This is a genomic window from Halanaerobaculum tunisiense, from assembly GCF_054657635.1.
Window position 1 is genome coordinate 281809 of sequence record NZ_BAAHYI010000002.1, and the last position, 25832, is coordinate 307640.

The 25832-nt window shown below is 35.3% G+C and carries 20 protein-coding genes and 3 pseudogenes; all 23 read left to right on the forward strand.

Translation table 11 applies throughout. The features are described 5' to 3' along the window. Positions 1-24: 24 nt before the first annotated feature. Entirely contained in the window at positions 25-1092 is a 1068-nt protein-coding gene (locus ACYQ3D_RS02950) for a glycosyltransferase family 4 protein (RefSeq protein ID WP_459836041.1), read from the forward strand. Between the two features lie 27 nt (positions 1093-1119). After that, the gene (locus tag ACYQ3D_RS02955) at positions 1120-2232 is read left to right on the forward strand and encodes a glycosyltransferase family 4 protein (protein WP_459836097.1); all 1113 of its coding nucleotides are present in this window, start codon (positions 1120-1122) and stop codon (positions 2230-2232) included. 38 nt (positions 2233-2270) lie between these two features. Continuing rightward, a complete protein-coding gene (locus ACYQ3D_RS02960) occupies positions 2271-3224 on the forward strand; it encodes an NAD-dependent epimerase/dehydratase family protein (protein WP_459836043.1) in 954 nt (317 codons plus the stop codon). Between the two features lie 71 nt (positions 3225-3295). Continuing rightward, positions 3296-3904 carry a winged helix-turn-helix transcriptional regulator gene (locus ACYQ3D_RS02965; RefSeq protein ID WP_459836045.1) on the forward strand — a complete coding sequence of 203 codons (609 nt, stop codon included), beginning with the start codon at positions 3296-3298 and terminating at the stop codon, positions 3902-3904. A gap of 44 nt (positions 3905-3948) precedes the next feature. Continuing rightward, positions 3949-5097, forward strand: a complete 1149-nt coding sequence (locus tag ACYQ3D_RS02970) for an NAD-dependent epimerase/dehydratase family protein (protein WP_459836047.1) — start codon at positions 3949-3951, stop codon at positions 5095-5097. 111 nt (positions 5098-5208) lie between these two features. Beyond that, the gene (locus ACYQ3D_RS02975; protein WP_459836049.1) at positions 5209-6894 is read left to right on the forward strand and encodes an adenylyl-sulfate reductase subunit alpha; all 1686 of its coding nucleotides are present in this window, start codon (positions 5209-5211) and stop codon (positions 6892-6894) included. Then, positions 6884-7192 carry a 4Fe-4S dicluster domain-containing protein gene (locus ACYQ3D_RS02980; protein ID WP_459836052.1) on the forward strand — a complete coding sequence of 103 codons (309 nt, stop codon included), beginning with the start codon at positions 6884-6886 and terminating at the stop codon, positions 7190-7192. The genes ACYQ3D_RS02975 and ACYQ3D_RS02980 overlap by 11 nt, the downstream gene beginning before the upstream one ends. A 10-nt stretch (positions 7193-7202) precedes the next feature. Then, positions 7203-7817, forward strand: a complete 615-nt coding sequence (locus ACYQ3D_RS02985; protein WP_459836054.1) for a glycosyltransferase family 2 protein — start codon at positions 7203-7205, stop codon at positions 7815-7817. Between the two features lie 219 nt (positions 7818-8036). Next, positions 8037-9074, forward strand: coding sequence for an SDR family NAD(P)-dependent oxidoreductase (locus ACYQ3D_RS02990; protein WP_459836056.1), 1038 nt, complete (start codon positions 8037-8039; stop codon positions 9072-9074). Positions 9075-9462: 388 nt separating this feature from the next. Further along, positions 9463-9747: pseudogene (locus tag ACYQ3D_RS02995) on the forward strand (NAD-dependent epimerase/dehydratase family protein); the annotation flags it as partial. Positions 9748-10624: 877 nt separating this feature from the next. After that, positions 10625-11299 (forward strand): annotated as a pseudogene (locus ACYQ3D_RS03000) (NAD-dependent epimerase/dehydratase family protein); the annotation flags it as partial. A 377-nt stretch (positions 11300-11676) separates the two neighbouring features. After that, complete coding sequence (cysD, locus tag ACYQ3D_RS03005; protein ID WP_459836058.1) at positions 11677-12558, forward strand: sulfate adenylyltransferase subunit CysD; 882 nt, start codon at positions 11677-11679, stop codon at positions 12556-12558. A 121-nt stretch (positions 12559-12679) separates the two neighbouring features. Beyond that, positions 12680-14512, forward strand: a complete 1833-nt coding sequence (locus ACYQ3D_RS03010) for a GTP-binding protein (protein ID WP_459836061.1) — start codon at positions 12680-12682, stop codon at positions 14510-14512. A gap of 111 nt (positions 14513-14623) precedes the next feature. Next, positions 14624-14983 (forward strand): annotated as a pseudogene (locus ACYQ3D_RS03015) (four helix bundle protein). Between the two features lie 88 nt (positions 14984-15071). Beyond that, entirely contained in the window at positions 15072-15659 is a 588-nt protein-coding gene (gene cysC / locus ACYQ3D_RS03020; RefSeq protein WP_459836063.1) for an adenylyl-sulfate kinase, read from the forward strand. A 63-nt stretch (positions 15660-15722) separates the two neighbouring features. Further along, entirely contained in the window at positions 15723-16028 is a 306-nt protein-coding gene (locus ACYQ3D_RS03025) for a hypothetical protein (protein WP_459836065.1), read from the forward strand. Positions 16029-16408: 380 nt separating this feature from the next. Next, a complete protein-coding gene (locus ACYQ3D_RS03030; RefSeq protein ID WP_459836068.1) occupies positions 16409-17800 on the forward strand; it encodes an SLC13 family permease in 1392 nt (463 codons plus the stop codon). Between the two features lie 499 nt (positions 17801-18299). Further along, on the forward strand, positions 18300-18659 hold the full coding sequence (locus ACYQ3D_RS03035) for a hypothetical protein (RefSeq protein ID WP_459836070.1): 360 nt from the start codon (positions 18300-18302) through the stop codon (positions 18657-18659). A gap of 157 nt (positions 18660-18816) precedes the next feature. After that, entirely contained in the window at positions 18817-19626 is an 810-nt protein-coding gene (locus tag ACYQ3D_RS03040; protein WP_459836072.1) for a PHP domain-containing protein, read from the forward strand. Between the two features lie 212 nt (positions 19627-19838). Further along, positions 19839-21188: a UDP-glucose dehydrogenase family protein gene (locus ACYQ3D_RS03045; protein WP_459836074.1), complete on the forward strand. Its 1350-nt coding sequence runs from the start codon at positions 19839-19841 to the stop codon at positions 21186-21188. A gap of 78 nt (positions 21189-21266) precedes the next feature. Next, a complete protein-coding gene (wecB, locus tag ACYQ3D_RS03050; RefSeq protein ID WP_459836076.1) occupies positions 21267-22397 on the forward strand; it encodes a non-hydrolyzing UDP-N-acetylglucosamine 2-epimerase in 1131 nt (376 codons plus the stop codon). Positions 22398-22609: 212 nt separating this feature from the next. Continuing rightward, complete coding sequence (galU, locus tag ACYQ3D_RS03055) at positions 22610-23527, forward strand: UTP--glucose-1-phosphate uridylyltransferase GalU (protein WP_459836078.1); 918 nt, start codon at positions 22610-22612, stop codon at positions 23525-23527. A gap of 207 nt (positions 23528-23734) precedes the next feature. Further along, entirely contained in the window at positions 23735-25789 is a 2055-nt protein-coding gene (locus ACYQ3D_RS03060; RefSeq protein WP_459836080.1) for a SpoIID/LytB domain-containing protein, read from the forward strand. Positions 25790-25832 lie beyond the last annotated feature (43 nt).

The following is a 25832-nucleotide window of genomic DNA, read 5'->3' on the forward strand; positions in this document are numbered from 1 at the left end:
TACTTGTCAGGGAGTGGGTAGATAATGAAAATATTGTTTTTAGGGGGGAATCGATTTAGAAAAACTTCGATCCCTTTAAATAAAAGAAATGAACTGGAGGTAATAAACTTAAGAGGGAAAAATGGGGAAAGGAAAAATATAACTTTGATATTTAAGGAATTATTATTTACTTTTTTAAGACAAAAACCAGATTTGTTATTAACAGATAATCCTGGAGTTCCTTCACTTATGTTATTGTTCTTTAAATTTATAGGAAGTATTCCTTTGTTTGTTCGATTAAGGGGAGATTTTTGGGCAGAAAGGGAATCTGAAATAAAAAAGGAAAGTTTTTTTTGGAAACTAATAGTTTATATTCGATATTCAGCTGCTAAAATATCATTTAAATTTTTAGATGGAATTTTACCTGTTTCTCATTATTTAAAAAATATTGTGTTAAGGAGAAATAAAAATATATCAGAAAAAAATGTGAAAGTAGTAAAAACACCACTTTTTTTAATAGAGAATTCCCCTAAAAATCATATAAATATATTATCTAAAAACAAAATTTTAGTTATATTAACAGTAACTAATTTTAACTTTTTAGGAAAAGCTAGAGCTTTAAAAAGAGCTATAGTGTCTTTAAAAGAATTTATTAAAAGAAATAATATAAGATGGAAAATAGCTGGTGCGGGTAAATACATGGATATAATAAAAAAGATTATTAGACAAAATAATTTACAAAAACAAATTATTTTATTGGGTTATGAAGATGAAATAGAAAGATTATATAAAAAATCTGATTTATTTTTATATTTTAGTTATAGAGATGCTTATCCGTCAGTAATTTTAGAAGCTCAGTTTTTCAAACTCCCAGTAATTGCAAATAGTTTTGGGGGGATTAAGGAACAAGTTGAAAATGATAAAGATGGTTATTTAGTTGATGAAATAAATAAAAAACAATTATTATCCAAAGTACAAATTTTATTTAATGATAAAAATAAAATTGAAGAATTAGGTGAAACAGCTTATAAAAAAGTTTTAAGAGAAAATAGTATTGATAAGATTTGTTCTGAATTTAATAATGCTATATATAATATTTTTCATAAGGGGTGAGATCACATTTCTAAGTTACTTTATTTTATAACTACTTCTGAATGGGGGGGAGCACAGAAATTTGCTTTTGATTTTATTAATGAATTTAAAAATGAATATGATATTACTTTACTAACTTCAGAAAACGGTTTACTAGTAGAAAAACTAAAGAAATCAGGTATTAAAATAATTACTAACAAAAATTTAGTAAGAGAAATTTCTTTAGTTAAAGATAGCAAAATGTTTCTTTGGTTATTAAAACATTTTTCCAAGGAAAATTATGGTATCGTATTTTGTCATAGTTCCAAGGCAGGTATATTAGGAAGAATTGCTGCAAAGTTGACTGGTTGTTCAAAGGTATTGTTTAAAGCAGGAGGTTTTGTTTTTAACGAACCGCTACCATTTTATAAAAGAAAACTATATGAGATTTTAGAATATATGGCTTCGCTTTTTTCTGATAAGATTGTTTGTGTTTCTAGTAAAGATATAGAAACAGCAAAAGAAATCAATATATCTTCTAATAAATTGGTTGAAATTTCTAATGGCTTGAAAATTAATAATTATAATAAAAAAATATATATGACATCTACTAAATTAGATGATAATGAGCAAGGGGGAGAATTCAAGTATATTGTATCTATAGCTAATTTTTACAAAAATAAAGGTCATCAAATTCTAATAAAGGCTTTAAGTAAACTTAAAGAAAAATATTTATCTTTTGAAGAAATTAAAGTGATATTAGTAGGAGGAGGACCTTTAAAACGTAAGATGAAAAAAGAGGTAGAAAAGTATGGATTAAATAAAGATATAACATTTGTTGGGAAAGTGAAAGATGTAACCCCTTATTTAAATATAGCAGATTTATTTATTATTCCTTCATTAAAAGAAGGAATGCCTTTTTCCTTATTAGAAGCTATGGCTTTTTCTTTGCCTATTATAGCAACTAGAGTAGGAGCAATGCCTGATGTAATTAAAAATAAAAAGGAAGGGATATTGATTGAACCTAATAATGAAGAAGCAATAATAGAAGCATTAATTTATTTATTGAATAATGAAGATTCAGCTGAAGAACTAGGTGAAAGAGCAAAACAAAAATTGTTAGAGAAATATACTTATAAACAAATGATGAAGCAGTATGAAAAAATTTTAAATGGAAAGTAGGTATAAGAAACTAAATTATTATAAAGGAGGAATTTAAAATGAAAATATTAGTAACTGGTGCAGCAGGATTTATTGGGTCTACAGTAGTAGATACATTATATCCTGATTTTAAGGATATTCGAGCTGTAGATAACTTTTCTATTGGAACAGTAGAGCAAATTCATGGTATTGAAGTTGAAAATATGGACGTTAGAAGTGAAGAAGATGCGAAGGAAATGGTAAAAGGAGTAGATGTAGTTATTCATTTTGCAGGAATGACAGGAATTCCATTGTGTGAAGATAAGGATAAAAAAGCTGCAGTAAATAATTTAGTAGGAACTAAAAATTTAGTTGATGCCGCTGTTGAAGAAGGAGTTGAGCAGTTCATTTATGCTTCTTCATTTGCTACTTTAGGTAATCCACCTAAATATATTGATGAAGATACTCCAACTGAACCAATAAACTTTTATGGTAATTTAAGAAGGAGCTGTGAACATCTAATAAATGCAGCAGAAGAATTATATGGTATGAAGTCTGTTATTTTCAGACAATCTAATATGTATGGTAAAGGTTTGTGCGAAAAAAGGTCGTTAATTAATATTATGGCTGATAAGATTTTAAACAAAGAACCTATGACTGTATTTGGAACTGGAAGGCAGATCAGAAACTTCTTACATGTTAGGGATACAGCTAAAGCATATAAGTTAGCAATTGAACAAGAAGCTTCTGGTACTTATAATTTAGGTGGTTATGAAAATATAAGTGTCAATCAAGTAGTAGAAACAGCTAATGAAGTAGCTGAGGAAATATTAGGTTATACTGTTCCTATAGAACATTTAGAAGATCGTGGGGCGGGAAAAAAGGAAATTGATTTGGAAGAGTTCACTTTTGATATATCAAAAATTCAAAATGAATTAGGACTTGATCCTGAATTAACAGTTAGAGATGCTTTTTACGAATTATTAACTTCGATTTCTAAGGTTGAAGATGAGGTAGCAGTTACAAAAGAATAGACTTGAATAAATTTGTTATTTATGTTAAAATTAAGTTGTTCAATCAATGAATGAACTAAAGGATGATTTTTATGGTTGTATTGAAATATTTAACCCCTTCTTCCAAATTAAAGAAAGTATTGTTGTTGAAGGAAATTGCTAAAGATCCAAATATAAGTCAAAGTGAATTAGCAGATAAAATTGGTGTTGTTCCTTCTATGGTTAACAACTATATTAAACAATTTGTAGAAGAAGGATTACTAGAAAAAGAAGTTCAATCTTCTAGGAATATGAAGTATTACTTAACTACTTTTGGACAAGATTATAAAGATAGAAATTTATTTGCTTATATGATTGAGTTAGAAAAAGTATACAAGAAGACTAGGAAAGAAGTAAAAAATAATCTAATGAATTTATTGGTTCAAGAGGAAATTAATAAAGTTGTATGTTATGGAGCAGGAGAAGCAGCAAGTGTAGCAATATTATCATTAAAAGAGATGAATCTCAGTATTTCAGGGATTGTTGATGATGATCAATCAAAACAAGGTAGCTATTATGATGATTATTTAATTCAATCTCCAGATAAAATTAAAGAACTAAATCCTGATGCAATTGTAATTACTACAATTATGTACAGGCAAGAAATTTATGAAAAGATTAAAGAATATGAGAATGAGGGAATTAAGGTTATTCAAATATAGTTGTTAAGATATAATTTATTTAAATAAAGAGGAGGAATTATAAGATGTCAATTTTAGTGACAGGTGCAGATGGATATGTAGGATGGCCAACAATGTTAAAGTTAGGTAAAGAATATCCAAATGAAAGAATTATCGGAGTGGATAATTTTGGACGACGAAGATGGTTAGAAGAGGTTGGTTCAGTCTCTGCTTTACCAGTTGAAGATATGGAGACTAGAATTCAAGCTGCTAAAGAAAATGGAATTGATAATTTGACTTTTGTTGAAGGAGATTTAACTGACAAGGATTTTGTTAATCAAATATTAGAAGTATATGAACCACGAGTTGTTTTACATACAGCCGCTCAGCCATCGGCTCCTTATTCACAAATTAATGGTGAACGAGCTAACTTTACTCAGCACAATAATAATCAATCTACTAGAAATTTATTGTGGGGACTTAAAGAATTAGGATTAGAGGATACTCATTTTGTTGAAACTACTACTACTGGAACATATGGAGCACCTGAGTTTGAAATACCAGAAGGACTTTTTGAAGTAGAATACAAAGATGGAAAAGATACTATTCCCTTCCCAGGAATGGCTGGTTCTTGGTATCATATGAGCAAGTGTAATGATGTTAATAATCTTTGGCTGGCTAATAAGCAATGGGGGCTTTCTGTTACAGATATTCGAACTGCAATTGTTTATGGAACAGAGACAGAAGAAACTAATCTTGATCCACGATTGAATACTAGATTTGATTTTGATTATTATTTTGGAGTAGTTATTAATCGATTCTGTGCCATGGCACTTGCTGGATATCCGATTACAGTCTATGGAAAAGGTGAACAACGTAAGCCAATGGTTTCTTTACAGGATACTGTTCAATCTTTAGTAAATGCTGTAGAATTAGAGAATGATGGAGAATTTAAAGTCTATAATCAAACTCTTAAACCAGTAAGTATTATTCGATTAGCTAAAGCAGTTAAGAATTCGGCTGATGAATTAGGATTAGAAACAGAAATTAAGCATATTTCTAATCCAAGAGAAGAAAAAGAAGATCATAAAATGAAAATGGCTAATGATAGATTTATGAATGAATTATTAAATCAAAAACCAGTTAGTGTTGAAGAGGGAGTACATGAAATTCTTACCAATCTAAAGGAGTTTCAAGATGTAATTGTTCAGTATAAGGATCGATTTATGTCTTAAATATATATTTATTACTGGGTATGGATTACTAATGTCTATACCCAGTAGTATTTATTCATTCAGTGAATGAAGTGCCATAATGATCAGTCGGATAAATAAGGAGTGAAGATAATGGAAGTAAAGACTCTATCTACGGATTTACTAATTATTGGAGGAGGAGCAGCTGGCTGTTTTGCTGGAGTAACTGCCAAAGAAGAAAACCTAAATTTAGATGTATTAATTATAGAAAAAGGACACATTGAGAGAAGTGGATGCCTTGCTGCCGGAATTAATGCTATTAATGCTTATATTACTTCTGGGGAAACTCCTGAAAGTTATTTAGAGTATGTTAAAAATGATTCTAATGGTTTAATTAGAGAAGATTTGGTATTGAGTATTGGTAAACATGTTAATGAAGTTACAGAGACAATAGAAAATTGGGGACTTCCTATTTTAAAAGATGAAGAGGGGAATTACATAGCACGTAGTTCGCGGAGTATAAAGATTAAAGGTGAAAAACTTAAACCAATTCTGGCTAAAAAAGTAGAAGATACTAATATAAATGTTTTGAACAGAACAATGGCTACTAATTATATTATTGAAGATAATAAAGTTAAAGGTTGTTTTGCATTTAATGTTAAGGAAAATATTTTTTATGTGATTAAGTCTAAGGCTGTAATTTGTGCTACTGGTGGAGCAGCAGGAATTTATAAACCAAATAATTCTGGAACTGCTAGACATAAAATGTGGTATCCCCCGTTTAATACTGGAGCTGGATATGCAATGGGGATTAGGGCTGGAGCAGAGATGACCACATTTGAAATGCGGTTTGTAGCTCTAAGAGTTAAAGATGTATTTGCTCCGACAGGTACTTTAGCTTTTTCTGGAGCTCGGCAAGTGAATAATTTAGGAGAAGAATATTTGGATAAATATGAAGATGTAAATACTGCTATGAGACTTTATGCTACAATTGAAGAAGAAAAAGCAGGACGAGGTCCCTGTTATATGGTTTTAGAAGATTTTAATGTTGAGGAACGAATGGAATTATATAAATCATTTTTGAATATGTCTCCAGATCTAATTTTAAAATTAGAACAAGAGTTTTCTTCGGGGAGAAAAATAAAATTTCCTATTTCTGGATCTGAACCCTATATTGTTGGAGGACATTGTCAAGCTGGTTATTGGGTAGATGTTAATCGCAAGACTACTTTAGATGGATTATATGCTGCTGGAGATGTAGCAGGAGGGGCTCCTAAAAAATATGCTAGTGGGGCTTTTGTAGAAGGTAAAATTGCAGCTCTATCAGCTGTTGATTATATAAATAATGATGCAGAAAAGATTAAAATTGATGAAGCAAAAGTAACTAATGAATTAAAAAGAATTAAGAAACCAATTGATTCAAATAATGGTTTGCATCCTGAAAATATAGAAAACAAATTACAAGAAATAATGGAACAATATGCAGGAGGAAAAGAAAAACATTATCAATTAAATGAAAATGATTTAAAAGTGGCTAGAGATAAATTAAAAAAATTGAAGAGTGAAACCGAAAAATTATTAGCTGATAATTTATATGAGTTAGTACAAGCTCATGAAGTAATTGATCGAATTGATGTAGCTCAGGTTTTAATTGAACATTTAATCTATCGTCAAGAAACTAGATGGCCTGGTTATCAAACTAGGGTTGATTTTCCTGAACAAGATGATCAGAACTGGTTAAAATTTATTAACACAAGATTAGATTTAGAAAGCAACTCAATTGAAATTATTGAAAGAGATATTACTAATAAAAGTAGGGGGGGGAAGAATGACTATTGAAATTAATCAAGATAAATGCATGGGATGTCCTAACAGAGATGAAGGACGTTGTGAACGCATATGTCCTGGTGGATTAATAGTTCGAAAAAAAGATAAAGCGCTTATTGAGTATCCTGAGGATTGCTGGGATTGTGCAGCTTGTATTAAAGCTTGTCCTGTTAATGCTATAGAAATGGTTCTTCCTCCTGAAATAGGATGTTCAGAAAGTAGTTTAGTAGCTGAAACTAAACAAAATAAAGTAATTTGGTTATTAAAGAAATCTAGAGGAGAAAAAAAAGAGTTTATAACTCAAGGATAGGTGAGAGTAGATGAATACTAGCCTTATAATTCCGGTTTATAATGAGGAAGTAACTATTAAGAATATAGTTTCTGAAAGTAAGAAGTATGTTGATGAAATCATTGTTGTAGATGACGGAAGTAATGATGATACTTTCCAAAAATTGATGCAAATTAAAAATGAGAATATAAATGTCATAGCTCATAAAAAAAATAAAGGTTATATAAAAAGTATTTTTACTGGAGTAAAGAAAGCAACAGGTGAGATTATAATTACTATGGATGCAGATGGCCAACATGATGTTTCTGAAATTCCTAAATTAACTAAACCAATAATTGATAACCAGGTTGATTTGGTGTTAGGAGTCCGTGAATGTTTACCTAGATTAGGGGAAAAAATAATGGCTAAATTTATAGGTTTAAATGATGTTACAACTGGGTTTAAAGCTTTTAAAAAAACATTTATTCCATTTTTATGTGAGGATGAATTTTATGGTGTAGAAGCAATTTTAAAAGCTAAAAAAAATGGTTTAATAATAAAGGAAATTTGTGTAGAAGTTCAGGAAAGAAAAGAGGGAGAATCTAGTTTATCAAATTTTAAAGTGCTTATGAAATCAATAATATTTGTTATAAAGTCAATTTTATAGATATGTGTTGTAATGAAATATTAGCTTATAAAGTTAATGATTAAATTTATTCTTGTTTTATTAGAAGCTATTATTAGGTCAATTTAAGGTTAATACTTATTTTGTAGTTATAAAGTTGATAATGGCATTTTTATCAGTATAAAATTGTACTTTTTAGTTAAAACTAAAAGTTTATTTAATACTTGAAAATAAATTGATTTAGTAGTTGGGAGGGTGTTTATGGAAGAATTCCAAAAAAATAATTTTTACACTAGAAAGAAAGTATTAGTAACAGGTGGAGCAGGCTCGATCGGTTCAGAACTTTGTAGAAAGTTATGTAAGAGTAATGTCTCTGAAATAATTCTTTGTGATATAAATGAAAACAAATTATATCTTATATATCGTGAACTAAAAAGAAAAACAAATGCTAATGTTATTCCTAAAATAGTTAATATTAGAGATAAGGAAAAATTAAAAGGAGTATTTGAACAGTACAGACCAGATATAGTATTTCATGCTGCTGCTTTAAAACAAGTGCCTCTCTTAGAAAGTAATATAGTAGAAGGAATTAAGACTAATATTTTCGGGACAAAGAACTTATTAGATATTGCTGATAATTATGAGGTGGAAAAATTTATATATATATCCACTGATAAAGCAGTTAAGCCGACTAATGTTATGGGGGCAACCAAAAGAGTTGGGGAGATATTAATTAGTCAGTTTTCCAGTAATATGACTAAATTAGGAGTTAGATTTGGTAATGTATATGGGAGTTCTGGAAGCGTTGTACCCCTTTTTGAAAAACAAATATGTAATGGTGGGCCTGTTACTTTAACTCATTCTAAAGCTAAAAGATTTTTCATGTCTAAATCTGAAGCAGCTAATTTGCTTCTTAAAGTAGGTAACATAGGAAAAAATAAAAATATTTATATATTAAACATGGGTGAAGCTAAACCAATTAAAAAAATTGCAGAAGACTTAATTAAAAATGCTGGTTATAAAGTCGGAAAAGATATTAAAATCGAATATATTGGTTTGCGTGAAGGAGAAAAAATAAAAGAAGAATTATTTTATCCTCAAGAAAAAACCGAATTGATTATGAATGGTGCTATTTATGAAGTTCATCTTAAAAAACTAAAAATAGATGCTTTTTGGCAACTTAGAAAAATAGAAAAGGAAATTCAAAGTGGAATTTCTGATATTGATATTAAAGAAAGATTATACCGATTTGTAAGTGAAATTAATAGAACCTTTAAAAAATCTAAAAAAATTAAATAAGATAGCTTTTAAGAGTTATGATCTTATTAGTTAATAAAATTTGTACTTATAGTTGATAATTAGTAAATATTTTAATTAGGATAAGAATACCACTATAGTTGATTTCTTATCAATTTTTATTTAAAATTGAATTATAAAAGTATATTAATTTGAATGTTTATTTAATTCCTATGAGTAAGGAAAAATAAATTAGAATTTGTTTTATTAGTAATCGATGATAATAAAAAATTAATAAAGTTTGAAATATACTATATATTTTACTTGATTGTTTCTTTTTAATAAGACAAATGTCCTAACAGTAAATTTATAAGGAATCTTAAATTAAATATTTGGATTATTAAGGAATAATTGTAAATAGCGGGCTGGGTAGAGGAGGATGATAATAAATATGTCAGCAAAAAGAACAGTTTTAGTTACTGGTGGAGCAGGATTTATTGGTTCTCATATTGTTGATAAATTGATAGCTAGAGGAAATAAGGTAATTGTAGTTGATAATTTATCCACTGGGAAGAGAAAAAACTTAAATTTTCAAGCTAAGTTTTATCAATTAGATATTAGAGATGATTTAACAGAAGTATTTGAAGAGAATCAGATTGATTATGTTATTCATCATGGAGCTCAGATTGATGTTCAACAGTCTCTCAAACAGCCTGATTTTGATAGTGATGTTAGTGCGACCTGTTGCGATATTAAAAGTATTGCCTAGTATGGCAGATTTAATCTGCATCTACTAGAACTGAAAGACCTTAACAGTCAAATGATAGGGTAACGCCTTGAAGGACTGTCATTGATACTCCGAACTGCTTTGAGTAGGTTAAGATACTCATTGCTGGTAAGCTCGGTGAAGTCGGGTGAGAGTTGCCGTAATTATACGCAAACTACCTTAGTCGGGTGGTGCAACCTATAGCTTGGATGCCTATAAAATACCCATGATTAGAATGTACCGCAAGGTACTGACGAATCTCTGAATGTACGGGTCTATACACTAAATAACTAGAAATGGTTATCTCAACAAAGTTTGAGGTATGAGGGATGAGTAAGATTTGACGTTATGAAAATCCTTATACACTTTCAGGGTGTATAGTTGAACAGATTCAACTCATACAGGCTCATAGGAGAAATCTAAAGGTATATGAATAGGTAGGGTCTTTCGGAACAGGGGAACCTAATAATATGTAGGCTTTTAACGCCAATGACATAGTGGAGTGAAATACAGAAAGTGGATAACACTCCTTAATATTAGTGATAGTGTTGGCATAAACCGATAATACCTTAGTAAAATAGGGTTAGGAATAGCCAATAGTCATTAGTTTAGGTTACAAGGTATGTCATTTTATCATAAGGTTCTTGTAAGACTAACAAAGGTGAATTCTCTGTCAAAGGAGGTTTTAGCCGACTTATGACTGGGTTAGGGCAGGAAATGATTGTATCGAAGTAACTTAAACTAAGATAGAACGCCTAGTGAGTTTGAAAATTTCACGCTAGGTGTGAAACGGGGGAAAAGCTAGAAATAGGTAATATGACTATTGAAGGCTTACCTATCGTTATATATTACGGGGACAGTTAATTTATTAGAGTACTGTCAGCAGTATGATGTAGAGAAGATAGTTTATGCCTCTTCAGCAGCAGTTTATGGACAACCTGAATACTTAGGAGTAGATGAAGAACATCCTGTTGATCCTATTTCTTATTATGGAGTCTCTAAACATACTCCTGAACATTATTTAAAGGTCTTTCACCAATTATATGATCTAGATTATACTATCTTACGATATGCTAATGCTTATGGGATTAGACAAGACCCTAAAGGAGAGGGTGGCGTTATCTCTATCTTTGTTGATCAGTTTTTACAAGGCGAGCCACCTATTATCTTTGGTGATGGTGAACAGACTAGAGACTTTGTCTATGTTGATGATATTGCAGAGGCTAATTTAGCTGCTTTGGAGCAAGGAGATGGCGAAATTATCAATATTAGCTGTAATGTTCAGACTTCGATTAATCAACTAGTAGACATCATGAATCAAGTTATAGGTTTGGATTTAGAACCAGCCTATCAAGAGTCTAGATCAGGTGATATTAAACATAGTTATTTAGTTAATGATAAAGCGCAGGAGATTTTGGATTGGCAACCACAGTATGATCTACAGGCTGGGTTACAGGAGACATTTGCTTATTATCAAGATTATTATAATCTAGGACAAGAGATTGCGGTTACAGAAGAATAGTATTTAGTTTTAGGATGGACTTTAGGTTCATCCTTTTTTAGTAGATTACTAAGTTGATTCGATTTCAGCTTGCAAATTGGTAGATAATTGTTATAATATTAGATAACTTATAATATCAATTAAACACAGTGATTTAGTAGAGATTGATTTGTATTTTGATCTGGTTGTACTTTAAAGTTTGGTCTCTATCTTGTATACTAGATACGAAGGTTGAGGTTATAATTTTGAACTTGATTTATTATTGGTTTAAAGTTTTTAACTCTCAACTATCAATTTTCAATTATCAACTGTTGTAAATGTATTTTTAGAATTTTAAGGTTTTAACTGTCAACTGTTAATTGTAAATTGTAAACTACTATTGGGAGGTTGATCAAATCGTGGATCATTTAGACAAATTAGAAAACAAAAGTATCCATATCATTCGTGAAGCATATAGTGAGTTCAATAACTTAAGTATGTTATGGTCAATTGGTAAAGACAGTACTGTTCTTTTATGGTTGGCTCGGAAGGCTTTCTTTGGTCATGTGCCACTTCCATTGGTACATATTGATACAGACTATAAGATTCCTAAGATGATTGAACATAGAGATATGTTAGCTAGAAAGTGGAAGTTAGATATGATTTATGGCCAAAACGAACGAGCTCTAGAAGAGAATCAGACTTATCCGCAGGGTAATGTAGATCATACCCAATGTTGTAAGAATCTAAAGGCTGAAGCACTAAAGAAGACCCTAAATGGTACTTGGAAGCGATATCGAATGAATCACGAAACAGGCGAGTATGAAGTAGATAATAACCAAAAGCCTTATACAGGTGTAATTGTAGGAGTTAGAGCTGACGAAGAAGGTTCTCGGTCTAAAGAGCGTTACTTCTCTCCGCGAGATACAAATAATGATTGGGATATTGGTGATCAACCACCAGAATTTTGGAGTCAGTATAAGACAGACTTTGCTCCTGGGACTCACGTGCGGATTCACCCACTATTAGATTGGACTGAACTTGATATCTGGGAGTATATCAAACGAGAGGGAATCCCAATAGTTGATCTCTATTATGATCGCGGTGAAGGTAAACGTTATCGTTCTCTAGGTTGTGCTCCTTGTACTGATCCTGTAGAATCTACTGCTAGTAACGTAGACGAAGTAATCGAAGAATTAAAAAGCGGTAAATTCTCTGATGTAGCCGAACGAGACGGCCGAGCTCAGGACTCTGATGAAGGCGCAGGACTCGAAGAGTTACGAAAAGACGGATATATGTAGTATAAAGCTGCTGAGGTATTAATAAAACTGCAGAGTGAAATAAGTTGACAGTTAACTGGTATAAACTGTCAACCGTCAACTGTTAATTGTAAACTAAAAGTGTGTTGAAGGGAGCGAAATTATGACTAATAATATAAATGATGTAGATAAAAGTAAAGATCAAGACATGAACATAGTCATTGCCGGCCATGTTGACCACGGAAAAAGTACTATCATTGGCCGTCTCTTAGCAGATACTGATTCACTACCTAAAGGTAAATTAGAGGAAGTTAAAGAAACTTGTCGTCGCAACTCTAAACCATTTGAGTATGCTTTTCTCTTAGATGCTCTCAAAGATGAACAAGACCAAGGGATTACGATTGATTCCGCGCGAGTCTTCTTTGAGACTGACTTACGAAAGTACATAATTTTAGATGCACCAGGCCATATTGAATTCCTGAAGAATATGGTCACAGGAGCTGCTAGAGCCGAAGCAGGTCTGTTAGTGATTGATGCTAATGAGGGGATCCAGGAGAACTCTAAACGACACTGTTATATGTTGTCCATGTTAGGTATTGATCAGATTTCTGTCTTAGTCAACAAGATGGATTTAGTTGATTATGAGCAGGAGACTTTTGAGCAGATAGTAGCTGATTATACTGACTTCTTAGCGGAAATAGGTATGGAAGCTGATTGTTTCGTGCCTGTTAGTGGGATGGAAGGTGACAATCTAGCTAGTCAATCGAAGAATATGCCTTGGTATGAGGGCCAAACTGTACTAGATGTCTTAGATAGCTTCCAAGCAGAAGAGCTACCAGCTGAGCAACCTTTTAGAATGCCTGTCCAGGATGTTTATAAGTTTACTCGGGGCGGAGATGACCGCCGGATTGTAGCGGGAACTATTGAATCGGGGACAGTCAGTGTTGGCGATGAAGTCGTCTTTTATCCTTCTGGGAAGCGGAGTACTGTTAAGTCGATAGAAGGCTTTAATCGTCCGGAGACAGATACTATTGGGCCAGGTTATGCTACCGGCTTTACGCTTGAGGAGCAGATCTTTATCAAACGGGGGGAAGTAGCTACTTTAGCTAAGGAACAAGAAGAAATAGAACCACAAGCTACCTCCCGGATTAAGACTAATGTTTTCTGGTTAGGTAAAGAATCACTAACTAAAGATAAAGAGTATAAATTAAAGTTAGGAACTGCTAAAGTAAGTGCTAGACTAGAAAAGATTGTACGAGTGATTGATGCTTCGGATCTTAGCCAGGATGAAGATAAAGCAGAAGTAGAACGCCATGATGTAGCCGAGTGTGTCTTTAAGTTAGATGAGGCGATTGCTTTTGATCTAGCAACTGAACTAGAAAAGACCAGCCGGTTTGTGATAGTCGATGATTATGAAATCGCTGGCGGAGGTTTAGTCGAAGCTGGCTTAGAAGATGAACAAAGCTGGGTCCGCGATAAAGTAATGATGAGAAACTATAAGTGGGAGAAAAGTCGCTTGACTCGCGAAGAGCGAGCTAAAAAGTATAGTCAACAACCTAGCTTAGTCCTCATAACAGGTGAAGAAGATGTTGGTAAGAAACCAACTGCTAAAGCCCTAGAAGAAAAGTTATTCCATGATGGCCAGCTGGCTTACTTCTTAGGTATTGGTAATGTTCTTTATGGGGTAGATGCTGACATCAAAGGCCAAGATAACCATAAGGAAGAACACTTACGTAGACTCTCTGAGGTATCATATATTATGCTAGATGCCGGAGCTATCTTAGTTGTAACCGCTATTGAACTCAGCCAAGAAGACTTAGAACTGATCAAGACCACAGTAGCCTCTGATCAGATAGAAACAGTCTGGTTAGGTGAGAATGTCACAACTGATATCGATTATGATCTCCATATTGACCAATTCGAATCAGAAGACCAAGCAGCTAGTGAAATAGAAGGCTTACTCCAAGATAGAGGGATTATATTTAGACCTTGGTAAACCCAATTTATAATTTATAATTGACAATTGATAATTAATATTCCTTCTTATACCAATTGTAATTATTGGGATAATAGTTATAACTTACAATTGGTTATAGGAGGGGAATAAATGAGAAGAAAAAATAATGTCATTTATGCTAAGTCTTTTGATTTTTCAGCTAGAATAATTAAATTATACAAATATTTATCTGAAGAAAAGAAAGAATATACTTTAGCTAAGTAACTTTTGCGTTGTGGAACTAGTATTGGTGCGAATGTTAGCGAAGCTATAGAAGGACAAAGTAGAAAAGATTTCTCAGCTAAGTTATCAATTTCGTTAAAAGAAGCATCAGAAACAGAGTATTGGATAAGGTTACTTGTTGAAACAGAAATATTATCAGAGAAAACTGGAAAATCTCTTTTATCTGATTTAGAAGAAATAAGTAAGTTGTTGAAATCTATCATCAAAACAACTAAAAAGAATTCGTAAAGTTGATATTTTTTTATTATTTGGGGTAGGTTTTAATTATCCATTATCAATTGTCAATTAATAATTTATTTTGTTAGGAGGTATTAAAATGAGTGAAAACATAACTTGGCATAGCGGCGAAGTAACCCATGAAGATCGCTGCAATGTCTTAGACCAACCTGGGCTTGTCGTCTGGTTTACTGGTCTTTCCGGCTCGGGAAAATCCACAATTGCCGTTGAATTGGAAAAGCAACTAGTCGGGGCTGGCCAAGCTGTTTATAGACTAGATGGTGACAATGTCCGGCATGGTTTAAATGTGGATTTAGGCTTTACTCCTGAGGATAGAAACGAAAACATCCGCCGGATTGCGGAAGTAGCAGCTTTATTCCAGGATGCAGGCTTAATCACATTAGCTTCCTTTATCTCGCCCTACCAAAGGTCGCGAGACTTTGCCCGCCAAAAAGCCGGTGCGGATAACTTTATTGAAGTCTATGTTAAAGCAGATGTAGAGACTTGTGCCGATCGTGACCCAAAAGGTTTATATGACCAGGCTAAAAAAGGAGAAATCGATAACTTCACTGGGATCTCTGCTCCTTATGAAGAACCAGTCGATCCTGAAGTAGTAGTTGATACGCGAGAGTTATCTCTAGAAGAATCAGTAGAGAAGGTATTAAGTGTAGTTAATAAAAGACTATAGATCTTTTAATATTGAGCGAAATACGATATAATAATATAAAGAAATAGTAAGGGAGAAGCAAATATGGTAGAGGAAAGAATAGAAGAATTGCGGGAAGCTGCAGAGAGATTAGAAGTGTTAAGCCACGATCAAGAAACAAGAGAGATTTACGAAAGTAGACAAAAGGCAATTCATGATCAAATTACGAATATTAAAGAGGCTGCTAAAGAAGCTAAAGAAGAAGGAATAAAAAAGGGGAAAGAGAAAGGAAGAAAAGAAGAAAAAATTTCTACCTCTAAAAATTTATTAAGTATCGGTCTAGAGATTGAAAAAATAAAGCAGGCAACAGGATTATCTAGACAAGAAATAAAAGATTTGAAAAGAGAATAGAGATAAGTATTTTGTATTTTAAGGCCAATTTAATTGGCCTTATTTCAATTTTAGAACTATAATTTTTTAATCAATTACTAGGTGAGAGTTTCACAACGACATTAAAATTGGTAATCTAAAAAGGTTTCGAGTGGCTTTTACACTGATCTTATAGTTTTTTTGTTCACGGGTGTGGAATGGAAGGTGAATGAGATTGAATCAAGCAAATTTATTATTTGGTTGATCTCATTTCACCTGGAATGAAACGAACAAAAAAAGTACCCGAAGGAAAAAAGCCCTCGAAACCTGACTCCAGTTTACATTTTTTAAAATCATTGATATAATCAAGAAGATGCGATTGAAAGTATAAAGAAATTAACACAGAAAGTGGAGGTTGAATTATGTTTGAAAATATAAAAAAGATAATTGTTGTCTTAGGAATTTTAATGTTTACTGCTATCTTGATTTTACCTGCTCCTGAAGGCTTGACTACAGCGGGGAAGAACTCTTTTGCCGTCTTTAGTCTCTGTCTTAGCCTCTGGGTCAGTCAGGCAATTCCTTTGTCCATGACTGGATTATTAGGTATTGCCCTGATTCCCTTACTTAATATCCTAGAATTAGAGCATACTTTTGCTTTATTCGGTAATAAAGCGATATTCTTTATCTTAGGTGCTTTGATTCTAGCAGCAGGGATCTATCAGACTGGATTTGGATCGCGAATTGCTTTTCGGATTATGCGGACCTTTGGTCAGAGTCCCCGGAAATTATTATTAGGTATTTTACTGTCCTCAGCTTTACTATCCTGTATTATGCCTGAACACGCCGTAGCTGCCTTATTATTTCCGATTATAGTCGAGATTGCTACTACCTTAGAGTTAGAACCACTCCAGAGTAGTTATGGTAAATATCTCTTTTTATCTATGGCTTGGGGTGCAATTGCCGGCGGGATCACTACTTTCTTAGGTGGAGCTCGTAACCTATTAGCAGTTGGTTTACTGGAGAAGAATTATGGGATTTCAATTGGCTTTTTTGAGTGGATCAAGTATTCCTGGCCGATTCCGACCTTAATTTTAATTGTAGCTTCTATTATGCTTACTAAACTACTAGAAATAGATATAGATAGTATTGAGCCAGCTCGCCGGAAACTAAAAGAAAAAATGGAACAAGAAGGAAAGATGTCTACTAAAGAGAAAAAATTGAGTGTTGTCTTATGTGTAGTTATCTTTAGTTGGTTATTCTTATCCAGTTGGGTTGATATTTCTGTAATTTCTATCTTAGGTGGGGTCTTGACTTTTGTCATTGGTGTAGTAGAATGGGATGATATTGAACAATATATTAACTGGGGGGTTATCCTGATGTATGGTGGGGCGATAGTAGTTGCTACCTCACTAGTGGAGACAGGGGCTACTAAGTGGTTATCTAGCGCTGTCTTTTCTCAGTTGGACTTACCACCTTATGCCTTCCTAGTCTTTTTAGCCATCTTTACTATGGTACTAACTGAAGGAGTTAGTAATGTAGCTGCCGTAGCTATTATTCTACCCTTAGCCTTTAGTATCGGTGATATCTACGAGATCAATCCCGTGATTATTACTCTGTCTGTAGCTCTACCAGGTGGTTTGGCCTTTAATCTACCAATGGGTTCCCCACCGAATGCAATTGCTTTCTCCTCTGGTTACTACCGAGTTGATGAAGCAATCAAGTTAGGGTCTATTCTGTTATTAGTCTCCTGGATTAGTTACGCCTTAGTAGCTAGATATTATTGGCCACTAGTCGGTTTGGAGATTGTTTTTTAGTTGTGTCATGTGCTGTGAGTTGTGTGCTATGTGCTAGGATAAATTTATATTCTTTCTTTAATGTTTAGTTTATATTTCCTATAATTGATGTATATTGGTTCATTTTTTGGTTGGATTTACTCAAGCTTAATCTGAAACTTAAACTCAGTCTCAAACTCACACTTAATCTTATGCTCAAACTCAGACTCAACCTTAAACTGGTTTCATGGTTTTGAATTTAAACTGTAAACTGTAAATTGTAAATTGTAAACTGTAAACTCATAATCAGACTTAATTTGAATTTTAGATTTGAACTGATGTTATGTTTAATTGTCAATTCTCAATTGTCAATTATAAACTAATCGAAGGGGGGCCAACAATGAAGAAAGTAATGCTAGTTTTATTCAGTTTCGAGAATTTAGACCAGGTAATTGATCGAGCTTTTGAATTAGTAGAACCAGATGATGAATTATATGTAGCTGGCTTTATAGAATAAGAACTACCGGATTCCCTATCTCATTTGATCTCCGATATTGGTTTCTTAGGGGAGAAAGTAACAGAGGATGTAGAGGAGACAATTGTTGAACAGTACCAAGATCGGGCCAACCGTAGCTTGGATTCAATTGCTGAGCGAGGTGAGAAGAAGGAAGCCGAAGTTAATGTCCAATTATTACCCAAAGAAGATCTATCCAGTATCGAGGAGAAACTACGGGCTAAAGAAGTTGATCACTTACTGATTAACTATACCAATGATGAATTCATCGCCGGAGAAGTCTTAGTCTATCCCTTAGATCAGATTTTACAGGAGACTGAGATTCCTTATGAGTTATATTACGATGGGAAGTTAAATCAAAAGGAAGAGGTAGAGGAAGAAGAATAAGCTTTAGTTTAAGTATAACTCGGATTTAATCTAATGTTATGGTTTTGAATTGTTAATTGTTAATTGTTAATTGTTAATTGTTAATTGTTAATTGTTAATTGTTAATTGTTAATTGTTAATTGTAAACTGTAAATTGTAAATTGGAAGGGAAGATAGTATGCCACAAATAGATCTACACTTACATACTACTGCCTCTGATGGTTCTTTTACGCCGGCGGAGTTAGTCGAGGCAGCCGAGGAGCGAGATTTAGCAGCAATAGCTATAACTGATCATGATACTGTAGCTGGGGTTAAACCGGCTAGAGAAGCAGGAGCGGATTTGGATTTAGAAGTAGTGCCGGGGATTGAATTAACTACTTACTACCAGGGCCAACGAGTTGATATCCTAGGTTACTATATTGATCCTACAGATCAGGAGTTAACTGCTGTAGTGGCTAAATTACAGCAGGCAAGACAGACTAGAGCTCAGCAGATTCTGGCTAAACTAGCTGAGCTAGGAGTCGAACTGGAGTTAGAGCAAGTCCTAGCAATAGCTGGGGATCAAGGAGTTGGGCGGCCTCATATTGCCCAGTTAATGGTCGAGGAAGGCTATGTAATTGATCTCCAGACAGCCTTTGATGATTATCTAGAGGATGGTGGGCCAGCCTATGTCCCCAAGTATCAACTAGAGCCTAGCGATGCGATAGAGTTAATTGAGCAAGCAGGAGGCATTTCCGTGTTAGCTCATCCCGGAGTGATTGCTGATCGGGAGTTAGTCTTAGACTTATTGACTAGTCAGGACTTTGCTGGCTTAGAAGTCTATTATTCCGATCATACTCAGAAAGAAATAGACTATTACCGGCAGTTAGCTACAGAACAGGATCTGTTAATGACTGGTGGTTCTGATTGTCATGGCCCAGCTAATGAGGATAAGTTCTTGCTAGGAACTGTGGATGTAGATTATCAATTATTGGCCAAACTTAAATAGATAAGTTACAGAAATGTTAGTAAGAAGCAGTTAAAATGTGCTATTGATTTAAGAGAGTAATTATCATATAATAATTATGATGTTACTTTTTTCACAAAATAATAATCATTTATTTTTAATTGTAAATTGTAAATTGTAAATTGTAAATTGTAAATTGTAAATTGTAAACTATAAACTATAAACTATAAACTAATATGTACGGAGGAATAACTATGAAGTTAACTGTCGTCGGGACAGGCTATGTAGGACTAGTCTCCGGAGCTTGTTTTGCTGAACTAGGGAATGATGTTATCTGTGTTGATATTGACGAGGAAAAGATCGAAGGCTTAAAAAATGGGGAAATGCCGATTTACGAACCAGGCTTGGAGGAGATAGTAGAGGCCAATTATGCGCAAGGTAATCTAGACTTTACTACTTCGCTGGAGCGGGGAGTTAAAGAAAGCGATATTATCTTTATTGCTGTCGGGACTCCTGCCCAAGAAGATGGCGGAGCAGACTTATCAGCAGTTAAAGCTGTAGCTGAAGAGATTGCCCAGCATATCAATGACTATAAGATTGTAATTGATAAAAGTACTGTTCCAGTTGGTACTGGAGATTGGGTCACAGACTTGATTGAAGAGGAAAAAGAGGCTGCTTATGACTTTGATGTAGTTTCTTGTCCCGAGTTTTTACGGGAAGGATCTGCTGTAGATGATACAATGAATCCCGATCGAGTTGTAATCGGGGCCAATAGTGAGCATGCAGCGGAAGTGCTAGATGAGTTACACCAGGATTTTGCGGCGCCTATTCTTCATACGGATCGCCATAGTGCCGAGATGATTAAGTATGCAGCTAATGCTTTCTTAGCTACTAAGATCAGCTTTATTAATGAGATAGCTAATATCTGTGAGCGAACTGGTGGCGATGTAGCCGAGGTTGCCCAAGGAATCGGACTTGATCACCGGATTAGTGATAAATTCTTACGAGCTGGAGTTGGTTTTGGGGGCGCTTGTTTCCCCAAGGATACTAAAGCAATTACTAAGACCGCAGCTGAACATGGCTATGACTTTAAAGTCGTTAATTCAGTGATTGAGACTAATCGACTCCAGAAAGAGACGCTAGTCAATAAGTTACAGCGGGAGCTACCTGAGCTAGCGGAGAAGACTATTTCTGTTTTAGGACTAGCCTTTAAGCCGAATACTGATGATCTGCGGGAAGCACCATCGCGAACAGTAATCAAGCAGTTATTAGAGGCGGGAGCAGAAGTTAAAGCCTATGATCCAATTGCCAGGGAAGAAGCGGAAGAGATCTTTGGTTCTGATATTCAGTATTGTACTGCTGCTTATGATGCTATTGAGGATACTGATGGTTTAATCCTAGTTACAGAGTGGGCTGAGTTCCAAGAGCTTGATCTAGATCGCGTGGCAGAGTTATTAAATAACAAAATCTTTATTGATGGTCGGAACTGTTATGAGGTAGAGGAAATGGAAGAGCGAGGCTTTACTTACTATAGTGTAGGCCGACCAGCAGTTAATGCGACAGGACTAACTGCTGGTAGTGAGGTAGCTGCTACAGCAGAATAGATCACAGCTTAGCTCCATATACTAAAGACTAGGAATCAACCTTAGGTTGGTTCCTAATCTAATTTATGGGGGCTGATTATGGAACAACTGACTGTCTTATCGATTTTTGGGACCCGCCCAGAAGCTATCAAGTTGGCTCCGGTGATCAAGGCTTTAGAAGCTGAGGAGCAGATTCAATCAGTAGTGGCTGTTACGGGCCAACATCAAGCAATGTTAGACCAGGTTGTAGAGTTATTTTCTCTCCAGCCGAATTATAACTTACAGATTATGCAGCCTGGCCAGTCCTTGGCCCAGATAACAGCTGCTATCTTAACTGACTTAGATCCTATCCTGGCTGCGGAAGATCCTGATTTAGTCTTAGTCCATGGTGATACTTCTACTACCTTTGTTAGTGCCTTGACTTCTTTCTATCATCAGCTGCCGATTGGGCATATAGAAGCGGGCTTGCGAAGTGGGGCTAAATACTCGCCTTATCCCGAAGAAATTAATCGGCGCTTGACTAGTTCTTTAGCTGATCTTCACTTTGCCCCTACTAGGGCCAACCGCTCTAATCTACTAGCAGAAGGGGTGGTTGACTCCCAGATCTTTGTGACTGGTAATACAGTACTAGATGCCTTGGAGTTGATTGTAGACGAGGATTATTCTTTCCAGGCGCCTGAGTTACAGGAGTTAGACTTTAGCCAGCCTGTTATTTTAGTTACTGCCCACCGGAGAGAGAATCTAGGCCAGCCTTTAGAGGAGATCTGTCAGGCCATCCGAGATATTGCTGATTTAGCTTCAGAGGTAGAAATTGTCTGGCCAGTTCATCTCAATCCTGAGGTGCAGACTACTGTCTATGACCAACTAGCAGCAGTAGAGCAGGTCCATCTCTTAGAGCCACTGCCCTACCAGGAGTTTATTAACTTGTTGGCCCGGTCTTATCTGGTAGTTACTGATTCAGGTGGTCTGCAAGAGGAAGCGCCTGGGTTGGATAAACCAGTCTTAGTTCTCCGGGAGACTACAGAACGGACTGAAGCGCTCCAGGCAGGGACTATCAAGTTAGTAGGGACTAAGAGACGCCAGATTCGCCGGGAGATCAGTAATTTATTGGTCAACCAGGATGTCTATCAGGAGATGGCTAAGCAACAGAATCCTTATGGGGCCGGCCAAGCTAGCGAGCGGATTGTAGCAGCAATTCTCGATTATTATGATCTCTCACATGAATTGTAAATTATTTGATTTTGTGTTAAAATGAGAATGGCTAATGCTATTTTATAATTAGTTACTTAAGATCGAAGTTGAGTAATATTTTATAAGCTTAAGGTTTTAATTTTTCTTAATTTTAGACTTAATCTTAAACTCAAACTTAACCTTAAACTTAATCTCAATCTGATTAAACTGTAAATTGTAAACTCTAAACTACACAGAGGAGGCTTGAAATTATGGCTAACGTAAGAAAGGCAGTTATTCCCGCCGCAGGATTAGGAACTAGATTCTTGCCGGCTACTAAAGCACAACCAAAGGAAATGTTACCGATTGTTGACCAGCCTACTATCCAATATATTGTTGAGGAAGCAGTAGAAGCTGGCATTGAAGAATTAATTATTATTACTGGTCGGCATAAGCGAGCTATTGAAGATCATTTTGATAAGCACTTGGAGCTGGAGCTGGCTTTAGAGAGAAAAGGTAAAGATGATATGTTAGAGCGAGTCCAGGATATCTCGAATCTGATTAATGTCCAGTATGTCCGCCAAAAAGAACCAAAAGGATTAGGTCATGCTATCTTAAAGGCTAAGACTTTTATTGGTGATGAACCATTTGCTGTTCTATTAGGTGATGATATTGTTAAAGCAGACAAGCCGGTGACTAAACAACTGATTGATGCTTATCAGGCCCAGGAATCCAGTATCATTGGAGTTCAGGAAGTAGCTGATGAAGCAGTTTCGAAGTACGGGATTGTTGATTATTCCCAAGAAGTAGAAGATGACCTATATAAGGTAGCTAATCTGGTAGAAAAGCCTGCTTTAGAGGAAGCACCATCTAACATAGCTATTCTTGGTCGCTATATTCTCACGCCGGAGATCTTCTCTATCTTAGAGAATACACCACCGGGGAAAGGAAATGAGATCCAGTTAACTGATGCCCTAGAAACTTTATTGACCCAGGATAGTATATATGCGCAAGTATTTTCTGGGAAGAGATATGATATTGGGAATAAATTAGGCTTTTTAGAGGCTACAGTCGAGTTTGCTTTATCTCGCGAGGATACTCGAGAAGAATTCAGTAGTTATCTAGCCCAGTTATTGAGTCAAGACCAAGAAGCGTTACAAAAGATAGCAGCAATGAAAGACGAAGAATAGTTAGCAACAAGCGTCGGGGGGGGATCCGGCGTTTTTGTTATTTGCTATCTGCTGTCTGCTATCAGCTGTCTGCTGTCGGCTATCTGCAAACAGCAGACGACAGACCGCAGACGGCTGACGCCAGACCACTTCCAATAATTAATAATTGTATCCCTAACATAATTAAGCTATAATAGAAATAGTAGATTATTAGAAGGTTGTGATAATATGAACCAGAAAAATAAAGTAATCGTCTTAGTAATTTGTGTTAGTTTGGTAGTTTTAACTATTGGTGTTGTAGTTAGTAATTTTTCTGCTCCTGACCAGGAGCAACAGGATCCAGACCAGTTATTACAGACAGCGCAAGAGTTATACTACCAAGGAGCTTATCAGGAGAGTATTAAGCATTATCAACAGGCAGCTCAGGCAGGAGCAAGCCAGGAAGCTGCTAGTAATTTAGCTACTATTTACGAAGAATTAGGTGACTATCAATTAGCTAAGAAGAATTACCAGCAGTTAGTTGATTTAAAGCCGGCCCCTAGATATAGATTAGGGCTTGGTGTTGCTGCTTATAATCTGGAAGAATTAGACCAGGTAACAGAGCAGTTGACGGAAGTTGTTGCTCAGACAGAAGAGGATTATTTATTGCGCGAGGCTAATTATTATTTAGGTTTAGTAGCCCAAGAACGAGAAAATTATCAAGCAGCCCGCGATTATTTTAAGCAGGCTGTTAAGCACCAGGAGTTTGGTTTAGCCTACTATCAGTTAGGTGAGATTAACTTTGCTCAAGAGAAGTATCAGGCAGCTAGTCAGTTTTATCGGCAGGCCTTAGCTACTGATGGGAGTTTAAAAGGAGTTAAGACTCAGCTAGCTCGGTCTTATCTCCAGCTAGAGGAGATTAAGGGGGCGATTAAGTACTTTAAGCAAGCTAAATCGGAGAATGGGCAAGATCAGTTCGTTAAGGAGAAGTTGGCCCAGTTAGAAGAAAAGTATCCTGAGCACTTTGAGTCAACATCTTCTACTCCCGGTGAACCTGAAGAAATAACAAAAGAAGATCTACCAGCCGAGGTTGATTTTGAGTTTATTAAACCACTAACTAATGCTGGGCCTAGGTTAAGAGTGGGGATTATGGTCGAGCAGCCCCAGATTTTCTTTAGGGTAGGTAGTGATTTTGTTGTTAAGCAGGACCAAGAAGTGATTGCTAAGGGAGAAGAAGGAGCTATTATTAAGGCTAGCTTTGTAGATGGTGAGTATCACATAGAGCTTGGTGAGCAGTCTATAGAGTTTAGCGAAGCAGTTCAGATTGTTCCTGAGGCTTATGTGCCTATTCTTGTCCATAATGTCCAGTATGGATCTGACTATTATTGGGGCGGAAGCGAGGATCGCCAGTATCGTGGTTTATTAGAGTTAAAGCCTGCTAAGGAAGGTTTGACCGCAGTTAATATAGTCCGGTTAGAGGAGTATCTTCAGGCAGTGGTGCCTTCGGAAATGTCTGCTTCTTGGCCGTTAGAAGCTCTGAAAGTCCAGTCAGTAGCAGCCCGAAGTTATACTCTAGCTAACTTAGGTAAACACTCTAGGCAAGGGTTTGATCTCTGTTCTACTGTCGATTGTGCTGCTTATCGTGGTCTCAATCGGGAGTACGAAGTGTCTAATCAAGCTGTGCAGGCGACAGCTGGGGAAGTGATGACTTATGATGGCCAGCCAGTTAATGCTGTTTATAGTGCTAACTCAGGTGGCCATACAGCAGCTAGTGAAGCTATCTGGGGCGGAGAAGTGCCTTATTTACAAGGTGTATCTACTGAACTACAGGAGAGAGAGTTTCCGTTGGCCCCAGTTAAGTTAAAGGAATGGCTCCAAAAAGTACCTGCTTCCTATTCCGCAGCTGAGAAGTATACTAAATTAAGCCATTATCGCTGGCAGCGGAATCTAACAGTTGATTATTTAGAGGATAAATTAGATATAGCTGATATTCAAGAGATTACTCCTACTGAGCGTGGTCAATCAGGTAGTGTCGAAGCTATTTTAGTAGTAGGAGCTAAGGAACAAAAACGAATTAGTAGCGGTTTACGATCTAAGTTTGGTGGTTTGCGCAGTAATCGATTCTGGATTCAGCCCCAGTATCAGGATGGTAGAGTAGTTAGTTTCTTATTTTATGGTAGTGGTTGGGGCCATAGTGTCGGAATGGATCAGGTAGCTGTTGCAGGTATGGCTGAGGATGGTCAAGGTTATCAACAGATCCTTCACCATTTCTATCAGCAGATTAACTTAGAAGATAAGTATTAAGAATAGAGATTAATCTTAGGGAGCGGAGGTAATCTTCGCTTCT